Raw genomic sequence first — 12103 nt, forward strand, 5'->3', positions numbered from 1 at the left:
AACACGATATGCTGCTAGGGAAGAAACAAAACAGACCGGTGCGTCTATACCGCCTTCAGGTGGCGCTATATGCGCGCCGGATCCTCGCATGTGGCATCTACAGTGCCTCGCATGTGGCATCTACAGTGAAGGCACTCACGTGAAGGAAGGGTGAGCGGAGAAAGCGATGGCAGCAGCAAAGGGTGCAGGGACCAAGAAGCCTGGTCGGGCACGGCGGAAGAATCGCCCGAGCCCGCGGGAGCGGCTCCTCGCCAGCGCCACCTCGCTGTTCACCACCGAGGGCATTCGCGTGATCGGCATCGATCGCATCCTGCGCGAGGCAGATGTGGCCAAAGCGAGTCTCTACTCCCTCTTCGGTTCCAAGGACGCGCTCGTGATCGCCTACCTCGAGGCTCTGGATCAATGTTGGCGCAACGATTGGCAAGAGCGCGTGGCCGAGCTGGCAGATCCCGAGGAGAAGATCCTTGCCTTCTTCTCCAAGGCCATTGAGGATGAGCCGGAGAAGGACTTCCGCGGCTCCCATTTTCAAAACGCAGCCAGCGAGTATCCTCGGCCCGAAACCGATTCCGAGCGGGGCATCATCGCCGCAGCCCTCACCCACCGTCAGTGGATGCACGAGACCATGACGGCCCTGCTCACCGAGAAAAACGGCTATCCCAGTGAATCACTGGCAAGCCAGCTCCTCATCTTCCTTGACGGCGGCCTAGCCGGGGCCAAGCTCACCCACGATATCGCACCGCTGCTTACCGCCCGCGATCTGGCGAAGCAGCTCCTCGGCGCCCCGCCCGCCGACTACGCCATCTAGCGCAGCCAAGCAGGTAACCGAGCCGCGAGCGCGGAGGGCTTTCGTTCCTGCGCTCTGAGCTCTAGGGCTGTGTGGCGCGTTCTGCGGCGCACTGGCGCCTGAGCGCTCGAGAGACCACCCCCAGCTCAAGCACGGCCCTTCTCGACGCCCGCTCTACTACGTCCCGCCCGCTCTACCGCGGCCGCCGCGGCTTATTCACATCGGCCATGCGATGCCGCCCGCGGTGCGGTTTCACGTGCCGCATCAGCTGTTCCTTCGGTCCCACGGTGTTCTTACGCCGCAGAACATGCGAAGTCGGCTGGGGGCGTGGCGATAGTGGCGCAGGCTTTGCTGACGCAGCCGTCCGGTGGTGACTGGCGCTAGCGTGCTGCGGCTGCGGGCTCTGGGGGCTGTCCGCATGACGCGGGGCGGTGATATCCGCCATGGCGGGCACGGTGCGTGGCGCCTGGCGCCGCTTAGAGGCCGTCGGCGCGGCCATGTGCTCCTCGTCGAGGTTGAGGGTGATCACTGTCCGTTTCGGCTTCTGGGTGGTCCCTTCGCCCGCATCGTTGGCAGGAGACTCTTCGCGGCTGTGCTGCGGCGGTTCCGGCGGTGGGGGGAGGGGCTCGCCGCGTTTGAGCGCCTGCTTGTGGGCGCGTTTGGCGCTACGCAGCGCCTTGGCGGCCTGTTTGGCCTGGGCTTTGGCTTTGGCGACTGCCTCGTCATAGGCCTTGCCCCGCTCTTTGATCATGGCGATCTCTTTGTGCAGCTGGGCCCGCTTGGACTTGCCGGCGGTGATGCACTGCAGGCGGCGTCGACGCACGCCCCACTTACGCTGGCGGAAGAAGGCTTTCTTTTTGCGGTAGTTTTCGCGGCCCTTATCGCGATGGGCGATGAACTCCTCGCTCAACGGATAGCGGTAATGCATGATGGTCATCACCGTCATGGACTGGGTGAGAGTCCACAGGTTATTACCGAACCAGTAGATGGCGATCGCCACCGGGAAGGGGCCAAGCAGGCCGAAGTAGATGGGGAAGATCGCCGCCATGAACATGAAGGGCAGCATGAACTTCTGCATCTTCACCGCACTACGCGAGTTGAAATCGAGGGTGAAGTAGTTGCGAATCGAGGCGGTCACCATGTTGACGGTGGTGAACACGGAGGCACAGATCACCAGCGGCAACACAAAGTGGAAGACCTGCTGGTGGGTGGTGTGCAGGAGCGCGAACTGTTCCTCGGACATCGACACATACGAGGCAATGGGCACATCCCGTACGCGCACCTGCAAGAAGCTGGCTACTTCCTCGGAGCTGAGCAAACCGATGGGCGGGTGATTGGTGGATTCGATGCCATCGGAGGGGCGTGCCACGCGCAGCATCAGCCGGTAGAGGCCAATAAATACAGGAATTTGGATGAGCGCCGGCACGCATCCAGCACTTGCTGAATATTGGTTTTCCTTGTACAGCTGCTTGCGTTTTTGCTTCTGCTCTTTGAGTTTGACCGGATCGGTCACGAGCCCATATTCCTTGCGCAACGCCGCAAGTTGTGGGCGAAGCTTATAGGACATGCGGCTGTTCTTCTGCTGTTTCCAGAAGAAGGGGAAGATGGAGAGCCGGACGGTGATAATCAGGCCAAAGATGGTGAAAAGCCAAGCTCGGGATTCGCTCAATCCGATCCCGTCATGAAGCAGGATATGCCAGAGCTTCATTACCCCGGAGACGGGGAATACGAGAGCATCAACCATCGAATTCTCCTACTGATAATTAAGTATAAAATCTCCTTCACACTGTATAGGTTCGCCAGCGCAATCCAACTCCGGGGCGGCATCTAAGGCCACGAGTTGTCTTAGAACTCATACTCTGCCTGTTGGGTAGTCACCCCCGCCGCCGTGTTGTGCGAGCTGCGTGAATAGTGCTCACCATGACACTCTGGCTTAAAATATCCACTTATGAGTGCCCCTGTCCCCGAATCTGGAAAGCTAGCGCAGATTTTTCATAACTGGCGTCGCCGTTACCGCCCTGGTGTTCATCGTGCCCCGGACTGGAAGCGTCTCGGCGGTGTTCAGGTCCTCGGCGAGCTGCTGCTGACCATCGGCGTGCTGATCCTGCTTTTCGCCTATTACGAGGCCTATTGGACCAATCTCGAGGCCGGCAAGAAGCAGGCCGCCGCCAATGATCAGCTGGATGCCGAGTGGTCTAATCCGCGCCAGAAAAAGGTGCCCGAGCTGGGCGATGCTTTTGCACGCATGTATGTGCCGGCCTTCGGCTCGGATTACCACTTCGCCATCTTGGAAGGCACGGACGATCACACGCTGCTCTCGGGCCCGGGTCGCTACACCGGGACCGAGATGCCCGGCGAGGCGGGTAACTTTGCGATTGCCGGCCACCGAGTGGGTAAGGGTGCGCCTTTCAACGATCTGGGCAAGCTCAACACCTGTGATGCCGTGGTGGTCGAAACCCAAGACACGTGGGAGGTCTATCGGGTGCTGCCGGTGGATGGCGATGATCAGCACACCGACTGCTTCACCCCAGAGCAGCAGCGGCGCATAGCCTCGGGTGATTATCACTCGGTGCATGGCCGCACCATCACCACCCCGAATAATGTCTCCGTGCTGGAGACCATCCCTGGGGTGACGGATGATGACCCAGAGGTGCTTAAGGCCGAGCCGTTGATGACGATGACCACCTGCCACCCGCAGTTTTCCAATGCGGAGCGCATGATCATTCACGCCATGCACGTGGCCCACTACGATAAACAGGGCGGTTTTACCCCGCCGGAGCTGGAGGAACGATAAATGTATGGATGGATATGGCGAGTGCTGCCCGGCCCGTGGCCGGTGAAGCTCATTCTGCTCATCGCCTTGCTCGTCGGCATTTTCTTCCTGCTGATGAACGTGGTGTTTCCGATGATTTCGCCGATGCTGCCCTATAACGACGTCTCGGTGTAGGGCTTATAGCCCGAGGTTGGAAATGACTTCCTCTGCGATCGACTCGGGCTTAATGGTTTGTTCCTGATCGCTGAACACCACCACGCTGGTGGCACCCTTGGCCACCGCGTACACGGAGTAGCCCGGCAGCCCAGACTCATCGAGGCTGCCGCGCCCGCCCTGAAAACCGGCGGGCTGGTCGGCGGGTTCGGTGGAGCCCACCGGTGCGGCCCAATCCACCACCTGGCGTGCGATCGCCTCGTCCTCGTTGTACCGCACGCTCACCATCACCTGCGGGTTATCCCCATAGGACCAAAACACGCAGGCGGGCGGATCAAAGCGTGTGTCCACGCCCTGATCGATCACGCGCTGGCCGTTGGTGTTGGCCACGAACTGGGTGTCCAGATAGGGGCACACCTCGTTGGCGCCGCGCGCCACCTCCGGGAGGGTATCCACCGGCAGCCCAGGCTGCGCATCGCTTATCGACGCCTCCTCGCTGCCCTCATCCGCCCCGCCAAAGCCCAGTGATGCGGTCGAGGAATCGCTGCAGCCGGCCAGGCCAAGGGCGAGGGCGGTGCCAAGAATAAGCGGGAGGCGGCTAGGGTGGCGAAAGGTCACGGCGGGTCCATCCTTCGGCTGGGGAGGGGGGAATAAAAAACTCAGCCCTTCACACTACTGTGATCAGTGACGTGAGGGGGCTGAGTTGAGCTCAGAGGGGAAAAATCTGGGCCACGGGTATTACTTAGCGTGGGCCTCGTAGTAGGCGTCGTAGACCTCTTGGGGGATCTTGCCGCGGGATGCCACCTGGTAGCCCTTGTCCTGGGCCCACTTACGGATCTCGCGGGACTGGTTGTTCCGTCCCGTAGCGGCGGCGGACTTGCGGCGGGAGCGCCCCGTGGCGCTGACAGTGCGGCCAGCAGTCATGTACGGCTGGAGATCCTGGCGGAACTTAGCGGCGTTTTCCGCCGACAAATCCAGTACATACTCGCGACCCTCAACGGCGAAGTGGACGATGTGTACGGCGTCCTCCTCCAGCGGGGTCTGATCAAGATCATCGAAATACTGGGTTACTTCCCTGCGTGCCATGGTGAGAGTACCTCTCCTCAAACGATTCTTCGTGTTCTGCGTTTCTTGTAGCTGCTCGCGGCGCACTATGCATAGTGCATAACCAGCGCCACCCGCTACCCATTGCCAATGCTACAAGAAGAAATGTTTTTTCGAAGTAATTCCGCAGAGAAAACAGCTTGGGAAGGAATTTTATATGAGAACACCATTCATAATCGCTGAGCGCAGCCTAAGCAGGCCGGAACAAAGGGGGTAGAAAAAACCAGCCCACGCACGTTTCTCCTCTGGAAGGAGAGGGGCGGCGGGGCTGGGAAGTGAGGTGAGTTGCCTCACTAAGACTTAAGACTTCAGCTTGGAATTAATTTCCTGCATGATCTGGTCGAGGTCGCGGTTAATGGAGGAATGGGAACGGCGACGCTGCTCCACAGTCATGTACTCCGCATTATCCACGGCGGCGTCGAGCTCCTTGAGGCGGTCATCCACATCCATCTTGAATCCACGCGGCAGGGAGGACTGCTCCAGGTTAGTGCTGATGCCTGCGATGCGGGCCTTGAGTGGTGCGCCGTGGCCGTTGAACTGGGCGAGCTGATCCGGGGCCACCCCCAGCTTGCGAGAGCGCTGCTGGATGCGCTGCTCCTTTGCCCAGGTGATGCCGCGGTAGACCAGCGGCAGCAGCAGCGGTGCGAGGGTGCGGGCGAAACCGGCGTAGCGCTTCGCGTTCTTCTTATTGAACTTGCCGGCCTTGAGCTTATCCAGCTCCTGCTGGGCGCGCTTACGCTCGTGCTTGCGCTTATCCTTCATACCCTTGCGATCAGCCTTGAGCAGGTTCTTCTCCTGCTTAGCCAGCAGTTTATCGCGCTTGTACTCCAGCTTGGCGGCCTCCTTCGCCTCCTTCTTGGCGCGCGCCTTAGCGGCCTTGATTTCGGCTTTGGACTTTAAGCGTGCCTTTCGGATTGAGCCGAACAAACCCATGCTGAACTCCTTGTTGCATTGTGCCGCCGGGGATGCAGCGGCGTTGTGTTCTGCCGGTGAGAATACCGTGCCTCATCTATTTCTGCGCCCAAGTCTACAGTGTGGTTTCTCAGGTTCCCGCAGCGGTGCGCAGGTGAGCGGGGTGGCGTCGATAAGCGATGCATCACTAATCGCTCACAATAATGTGGCCCTTCGCCCCGCGCTCGGCGTCGATGAACTGGTGATTAACAAAAGTGTAGGTGCCGGCCTCGGGAAAACGCGCCTCCACAAACCCTCCTTGAGCGGCCAGCAGGTCTAGGGCTTGGGCGGCGCCATCGCCGGCGGCATCGCGCAACTGATAGGCACCCTCCTTATACATTGTGTGAAATTGCGTGCCCACGATGTGGAAACTGGTTGCGATATTCGGCCCAGCATTCACCACCCAGAAGCGGGCGGTCTCACCGCTGCGCAGAGCAAGAGGGGCGGCAACATAACCGAACTCGAGGCCATTAAATACCGTGGCGTCCGGGTGCAGTGCCTGTAGCTTCGCCTCATCCACCGGATGCGCCGCCGTGGTATTCAGCCCATAAACCTCGGATTGCACCAGAATGTATTCGTGATCCACCTGTGCCAGATCGGGTGGGTCGATGATGACGGCACCAAACATTCCGGCAGCGAGGTGCAGTGACATCGGCGCGGTGCCGCAGTGATACAACCAAGCGCCGGCGTGCTCGGCGCGGAAACGATACTGCAGCTGCTCGCCTGGGGCGATCTCCCGCATCACCTCATCGGGGCTGACCATGCCGGCGTGGAAATCAATGGAGTGGTTCATCGAGCCGTGGTTGAGAAGCGTGATCTCGAAGATATCGCCCACCCGCCCGCGCAGGGTAGGGCCGGTGAGTTGGTCGTTGAAGGTCCACCGCCCGCGGGTGCGACCATCAACGCTGAACTCGGTTTCGCTTATCTCAAAGGTGTGGCGGTGCACCGAGGATTCCGGCGCGGCCGCCAGCTCGGGATCGGCCACCATGGCCGGATCGATCTTCTCCGGCTGGGTAGGTGTGTCTGCTGCGGCGGCGGGGGTGTGCTCGCCGTGGGCGGAGGCGTGGCCATCGGCGCTGGTGCGCTGGCCAGCCACAGTGATCTGCAGAGTCATGCCCTGCAGCCGGTGTCCCGCAATCGAGCACCAGCCCTCCACCGGGGCGGTGATGACCCCAGCGTCCAGCTGTACTGATTCGCCAGCGGGGATACGGCCCGTGGCCTGGCCGGTGGCGAGCACGAGGTCGTGTGCCTGATGGGGGTCGGTGTTGCGCACCGTGAGCAGGAGCCGATGCCCCTTCGGCACCTCGAGGGTGGCGGGGCTAAAGCGCATGTCGTGGGCATCCACGCTGAGCTCAGTCGTGCCGCTTTCTGCCACCGGCCCTGATGTGGGGGCGGGCGCCATGCGAGGGGAGGATTGCATGCCGACGAGGCTGGCTACGAGGGCCAGAATCGCCAAGCCTGCCGTGATCTGCTGGGCGGGGGAGTGGGTGCGCGGGGCTGGTCCCTCGAGCCGGCCAGCGAGGACGGCCCGCTGGCGGCGCCGAGAACTCAGCAGCAGGGGAAGAAAAGCCGCGAGGGCGCCGGTGGCCAGGATCGAGGCGGCTACCTTCAACCAACTCGAGCTCCCAGGCAGGATCCAGATGAGCAGCCCGCCATTGAGTAGCGTCCAGCGCAGCAGGCCCGCGGCCTGGAGCCGATAAAGCCCGGCGCGCACTGCGGCAGGGCCGCCGCCGAGCATGCTGGGCAAAAGGTGGGAGAGGGTGCCGATGAGCAGCTGGGCGGCGAAGCCCACCAGCAGTGGCAGCACTGGTAGCTCCGGGATAGTGCCGCCCAGGAGGGAGGCACTCATCGCGGCGAGGGAGCCGATGAGCCAGAGTGGGGCGGTGGCCAGCGCAAGAGAGGAGAACGTGATGCGATCCCTCGGAGCGGCGAACACGCTGCGCATCACAGGGATCCAGCTGAGCCAGCGAATCAGCCAGCCCACCCCGTAGATCGCGAGGGCGAGGCCGATAAGCAGAACGGAGTGTAGCCGTAGCGCGCAGATAGCCAGCACGCTGCCGGATCCCAGTATCCAAGCGATGGCGTTATCGGCGCCGAAGTTGCCTTGTGCCCGCCAGATCGTGGGAAAGAGCAGCGCGGCGGCGCCGGCGGCGGTCAGCCCGACAAATCCGAAGACATTGGTGATCACATGGCCAAGGGCGGCGGTGGAGGCGGTTTTTGCACTCAGCGTGCCGAGGTGGATGAAGGCGGTATCGAGGAGATCATAGGCAAATAATGCCTGGGCCAGCGCGAATAGCCAGAGGGAGGCGCCGAAGCGCCGCGGAGAGTCAGTGCCACGGCGCAGCAGGATCAGATGCACGGCGTTGGCCAGCACACTGCAGGTCACCACCACCGCGCCGAGGCTGAGTAGCGGGGCGTCCCACTCCAGCTCTGGGGTGAGCAGCTGGCCCACAAGCACCGCCACGATGCCAAGGTTGAGCCCGCCGATGATCCACGCCCTCGTGCGGAACGTGGAGGGGCTGGGGCGCAGGTGGAGCAGCTGGTCGCTGAGCTGGCAGGACCAGATGAGAATGGAGTTGCTCAACACCCCCAGCGTGAAGGTGTGGGTGAGTATCCACTGGTTGTGGGGGATAAAGGGGTGCGCCAGGGAGATGATCACGAGCGCGATCAGCCAGAGGGTCGCTGGCAGTGCTTGCTGTCTGCCGCGTCGGCTGCGGGTATCGGCGCGTGTCGACGGAGTGGGCAGGGGAAGCACACCAGCATTCATAGCCACGAGTTTATCCGTGGAAAATCCTGCCTCCAACTAGGGCCTGGGCAGGTGGGTGCTGGTGGCTAGGGGCGTCGAGAAGCGCTCAAGAGCGCGAGACCGATGCCCAGGGTGATCGTGCTGACTGCCGCCAATCCCAGAATCAGCCCAGTCCAGTGGGTGGCATCAAAGAGCAGGCCCGAGAGCCAGCCGAATACCGAGGAGCCCAGGTAATAGCAGGCCACATACATGCTCGAGGCCTCGGCGCGGTTGTCGGTGGCGGTGCGGCCCACCCATGCGGAGGCGGTGGAGTGAACAATGAAGAAGGCTGCGGTAAACACCAGCATCGCGGCGATGAGCACCCCCAGCTGCGGCGCCAAGCACACCACGAGCGCCAGGAGGGAGGCGCCGGCGCCGAACACCAGCGTGATGCCGGGGCCATATTTACTGCTCCACACCCCGGCCCGCGCCGAGGACCACGTGCCCGCGAGATACAGAATGAACACCACACCCACGAGGGCTTCGCTTAAGCCGAAATCGTGAATGAGCACAAAGCCCACATAGTTATAGAGCGAAACAAACACGCCCATGGCCAAACCGGCAATAAGGAACAGGCCCGCGAGGCGGGGGTTTTTCCAGTGTGCTGCCATGGCCTCCAGCTCGTTGCCGAGGCGCAGCTGCTTGGGCTGGAAGCGTCGCTGCGTGGGCAGGGCAATGATCGCAATCGCCGCGCAGATCCCCGCGAAGAGCAGATTGGCCCCGAGCGCCCACCGCCACGTGGACAGCTCTAGCACGCCGGCAGGAATGAGGCGACCAGACAACCCGCCGAGCGAGGTGCCGGCGATATAGACGCCCATCGCCTTTGCCAGCGCGGCGGGGGCGAGCTCCTCCGAGAGTAGCGTCATGGCCACTGCGGGAACCCCTGCGATCATCGCGCCCTGAATGCCGCGGCCGAGGATCAGCCACGTCGCACTCGGAGAAAAGGGAAGCAGCAGGCCGATGAGGATGCTCGCGATCAATGAGACTGTCATGATTCGCCCTCGGCCGAAACGCTCCGAGAGGATCGAGGCCGGCACCACGCACAGCGCCAGCGCCCCAGTTGCTGCCGAGACCGTGAGCGCGCTGATCGTGGGGGTGATGTCGAAGGCGGTGGTCAGCCGCGGCAGCATCGCCTGGGTGCAGTAGAGCGTGTTGAAGGCCGCAAGGCCCGCCGCGAGAGTGGCGGTGAGAGCGCGGCGATAATCGGGGTCGTTGCGCTCGAGGCCGGGTGGTAGCGCGGCTGCGGTTGAGGGGGCGGCGGCCGGGGTGGCGTCTGCGGGGCGGGTGCGGGGTGTGGCGGACATGCACACTATGGTGCGCCGCCAGCGATAATTAGTAAAATGTAGAAAATAGTTCAGTTCCATGCGAAATGTGCATGAATCTCGGGGAGGGGCCCATGAGTTCACTCAGTATCGAGGATCTGCGGGTATTTATGGCCATCGCCCGCAATCAGCACATCACCGCCACCGCCGATGAGCTCGGCATGGCGCAGCCCACCGTCACTCGCGTCTTGCAGCGCGTCGAACGCGAGGTGGGCGCCCAGCTCTTCGAGCGCCGCGGCCGCACCCTGGTGATCAACACCCGCGGGGACACTCTGCGCCGCGCCGCCGAGGCCATCATTGCACGTTATGACGCCACCCGTTTGGACATTTCCCGACTGCTCGATCCAGAACACGGCACCATTCGCCTGGACTTCATGCACTCCCTCGGCACCTGGATGGTGCCGGATCTCATCCGCGACTATCGCCGCGCCCACCCCGGGGTGCACTTTGCCCTGCACCAAGGGCCCGCCTCGGCGCTGATTGAGCGGGTGCATGCCGACGAGGCGGATCTCGCCTTGGTGGGGCCGCAGCCCCGCGGCGCCGAGGCCGCCGAGCTGCACTGGCGCCAGCTCTACCGCCAGCCCTTGGCGGTGGCCTGCCCGCTCGGGCACCCCCTGGCCGCGGCGGGGCCAGAGCCGATCACCATGCAGGAGGTGGATGGGCAGGCCTTCATCGCCACCAAACTGGGCTATGGCACCCGCCAATTGCTCGATGAGTTGGTGGCCGAGGCTGGCATCACCGCCCCGGTGGCCTTCGACTCCATGGAGCTATCTACCGTGGCCGGGCTGGTGAGCGCTGGGCTGGGGGTGGCGCTGCTGCCGATGAATGATCCTTACCTGACCGGCGGGACAGCTCAGCAGGGTTTCATTCTGCGCCCGCTGCGCCCGGCCTGCTACCGCGAGCTCGGAGTGGTGTGGCGAACGGGCGTGGAGCTCACGCCCGCGGCCGAGCAGTTCCGGCGCTGGGTGCTCGAGCGCATCCCCGCCCACGGCGAGGATCCTGCAGATCTGGGCTCGCCGGGGTATGGGGTGTGAGATTGCACCCGAAAAACGGCCACATCATTGGCTTAAGGTGTGTGCCCGCGTACGATGAAGAGCCACTGTATGTCCTCTACCGTCTTAAGAAAGGGCGGCTGATTTTCCATGACGACTGTCGCAGTAGTTGGCGCCACTGGCCAGGTCGGTCGCGTGATGCGCACCTTGCTCGAAGAGCGCAACTTCCCCCTGGATACGATTCGCTTCTTCGCCTCTCAGCGCTCCGCCGGAACCACCCTTGTTTACGACGGTAAGGACGTGGAGGTCGAGGACCTCTCCCAGGCAACCGTGGAATCCCTGCAGGGCATCGATATTGCTCTGTTCTCCGCGGGCGGCTCCACCTCCAAGCAGTACGCCCCGCTGTTCGCTGAGGCCGGCGCCACCGTGGTGGATAACTCCTCCGCATGGCGCAAGGATGACGAGGTGCCGCTGATCGTCTCCGAGGTGAACCCGCAGGCCAAGAATGAGGTGCCCAAGGGCATCATCGCTAACCCCAACTGCACCACTATGGCCGCGATGCCGGTGCTCAAGCCCCTGCACGATAAGGCTGGGCTGAAGGTGCTGCACGTCTCCTCCTATCAGGCCGTCTCTGGCTCCGGTCTCGCCGGTGTGCAGGCCCTCGCCGAGCAGACCCGCTCGGTGGATGGCTCCGCCGAACAGCTGGCGCTCGACGGCTCCGTGCTCAACCCCACGGACCTTGGCCCCTATGTGGCGCCCATTGCCTTCAATGCTGTGCCCTTGGCCGGCAACATGGTGGATGATGGCTCCCTCGAAACCGACGAGGAGCAGAAGCTGCGCAACGAATCCCGCAAGATCCTCGGAATCCCCGAGCTGCGGGTCTCTGGCACCTGCGTGCGCATCCCGGTGTTCACCGGCCACACTCTCACCATCCACGCCGAGTTCGATAACCCTCTCACCGTGGAAGACGCCAAGCAGCTGCTGGCCGATGCCCCCGGTGTGGAACTGGTGGATGTGCCCACCCCGCTGGCCGCCGCCGGCACCGACCCCTCGCTGGTGGGTCGTATCCGCCAGGACCAGACCGTGGACGATAACAAGGGCCTGATCCTCGTAGTCTCCGGCGATAACCTGCGCAAGGGCGCAGCACTGAACACCATCCAGATCGCGGAACTGCTGGTCTAAGCACCGCCTCTACATATGCGATAGCCACCGACGAGCCCGCACAGGCTCGGCCGGTGG

At 62.9% G+C, this 12103-nt stretch carries 11 protein-coding genes; 5 read left to right on the top strand and 6 right to left on the bottom strand.

The features are described 5' to 3' along the window. The first annotated feature begins 166 nt into the window (after window positions 1–166). Entirely contained in the window at window positions 167–805 is a 639-nt protein-coding gene (locus CCICO_RS00625) for a TetR/AcrR family transcriptional regulator (RefSeq protein ID WP_018018511.1), read from the top strand. 172 nt (window positions 806–977) lie between these two features. Here CCICO_RS00625 and yidC read toward each other — a convergent pair whose 3' ends face one another. After that, a complete protein-coding gene (gene yidC / locus CCICO_RS00630; RefSeq protein ID WP_018018512.1) occupies window positions 978–2528 on the bottom strand; it encodes a membrane protein insertase YidC in 1551 nt (516 codons plus the stop codon). 204 nt (window positions 2529–2732) lie between these two features. Here yidC and CCICO_RS00635 point away from each other — a divergent pair, with 204 nt between their 5' ends. Beyond that, window positions 2733–3578: a class E sortase gene (locus CCICO_RS00635; protein WP_018018513.1), complete on the top strand. Its 846-nt coding sequence runs from the start codon at window positions 2733–2735 to the stop codon at window positions 3576–3578. Continuing rightward, window positions 3579–3731 (top strand): hypothetical protein, encoded by a 153-nt coding sequence (locus tag CCICO_RS00640; protein WP_018018514.1) that lies wholly within the window; start codon window positions 3579–3581, stop codon window positions 3729–3731. A 3-nt stretch (window positions 3732–3734) separates the two neighbouring features. Here the strand turns inward: CCICO_RS00640 and CCICO_RS00645 are convergent, their stop codons facing one another. From CCICO_RS00645 to CCICO_RS00665, 5 genes are all read right to left on the bottom strand, one after another. After that, window positions 3735–4328: a DUF2020 domain-containing protein gene (locus CCICO_RS00645; protein WP_018018515.1), complete on the bottom strand. Its 594-nt coding sequence runs from the start codon at window positions 4326–4328 to the stop codon at window positions 3735–3737. A gap of 120 nt (window positions 4329–4448) precedes the next feature. Then, window positions 4449–4796, bottom strand: a complete 348-nt coding sequence (locus CCICO_RS00650; protein WP_018018516.1) for a histone-like nucleoid-structuring protein Lsr2 — start codon at window positions 4794–4796, stop codon at window positions 4449–4451. A gap of 318 nt (window positions 4797–5114) precedes the next feature. Further along, window positions 5115–5747 (bottom strand): DUF6474 family protein, encoded by a 633-nt coding sequence (locus CCICO_RS00655; RefSeq protein ID WP_018018517.1) that lies wholly within the window; start codon window positions 5745–5747, stop codon window positions 5115–5117. Between the two features lie 166 nt (window positions 5748–5913). Then, complete coding sequence (locus CCICO_RS00660; RefSeq protein ID WP_018018518.1) at window positions 5914–8532, bottom strand: multicopper oxidase domain-containing protein; 2619 nt, start codon at window positions 8530–8532, stop codon at window positions 5914–5916. 65 nt (window positions 8533–8597) lie between these two features. Continuing rightward, complete coding sequence (locus tag CCICO_RS00665) at window positions 8598–9854, bottom strand: MFS transporter (RefSeq protein ID WP_156809778.1); 1257 nt, start codon at window positions 9852–9854, stop codon at window positions 8598–8600. A gap of 92 nt (window positions 9855–9946) precedes the next feature. Here CCICO_RS00665 and CCICO_RS00670 point away from each other — a divergent pair, with 92 nt between their 5' ends. Together CCICO_RS00670 and CCICO_RS00675 are read left to right on the top strand one after the other, a co-directional pair. Beyond that, window positions 9947–10906: a LysR family transcriptional regulator gene (locus CCICO_RS00670; protein WP_051067221.1), complete on the top strand. Its 960-nt coding sequence runs from the start codon at window positions 9947–9949 to the stop codon at window positions 10904–10906. Window positions 10907–11014: 108 nt separating this feature from the next. After that, complete coding sequence (locus tag CCICO_RS00675; RefSeq protein WP_018018521.1) at window positions 11015–12046, top strand: aspartate-semialdehyde dehydrogenase; 1032 nt, start codon at window positions 11015–11017, stop codon at window positions 12044–12046. Window positions 12047–12103: the final 57 nt, after the last annotated feature.

This window comes from Corynebacterium ciconiae DSM 44920 (genome assembly GCF_030440575.1).
Classification (GTDB): Bacteria; Actinomycetota; Actinomycetes; order Mycobacteriales; family Mycobacteriaceae; genus Corynebacterium; species Corynebacterium ciconiae.

Bases quoted from the DNA above. Each gene is read 5' to 3' on its own strand.
- CCICO_RS00625 (WP_018018511.1), top strand. From the start codon at position 167: ATGGCAGCAGCAAAGGGTGCAGGGACCAAGAAGCCTGGTCGGGCACGG.
- yidC (WP_018018512.1), bottom strand. From the start codon at position 2,528: ATGGTTGATGCTCTCGTATTCCCCGTCTCCGGGGTAATGAAGCTCTGG.
- CCICO_RS00635 (WP_018018513.1), top strand. From the start codon at position 2,733: ATGAGTGCCCCTGTCCCCGAATCTGGAAAGCTAGCGCAGATTTTTCAT.
- CCICO_RS00640 (WP_018018514.1), top strand. From the start codon at position 3,579: ATGTATGGATGGATATGGCGAGTGCTGCCCGGCCCGTGGCCGGTGAAG.
- CCICO_RS00650 (WP_018018516.1), bottom strand. From the start codon at position 4,796: ATGGCACGCAGGGAAGTAACCCAGTATTTCGATGATCTTGATCAGACC.
- CCICO_RS00655 (WP_018018517.1), bottom strand. From the start codon at position 5,747: ATGGGTTTGTTCGGCTCAATCCGAAAGGCACGCTTAAAGTCCAAAGCC.
- CCICO_RS00660 (WP_018018518.1), bottom strand. From the start codon at position 8,532: ATGAATGCTGGTGTGCTTCCCCTGCCCACTCCGTCGACACGCGCCGAT.
- CCICO_RS00665 (WP_156809778.1), bottom strand. From the start codon at position 9,854: ATGTCCGCCACACCCCGCACCCGCCCCGCAGACGCCACCCCGGCCGCC.
- CCICO_RS00670 (WP_051067221.1), top strand. From the start codon at position 9,947: ATGAGTTCACTCAGTATCGAGGATCTGCGGGTATTTATGGCCATCGCC.
- CCICO_RS00675 (WP_018018521.1), top strand. From the start codon at position 11,015: ATGACGACTGTCGCAGTAGTTGGCGCCACTGGCCAGGTCGGTCGCGTG.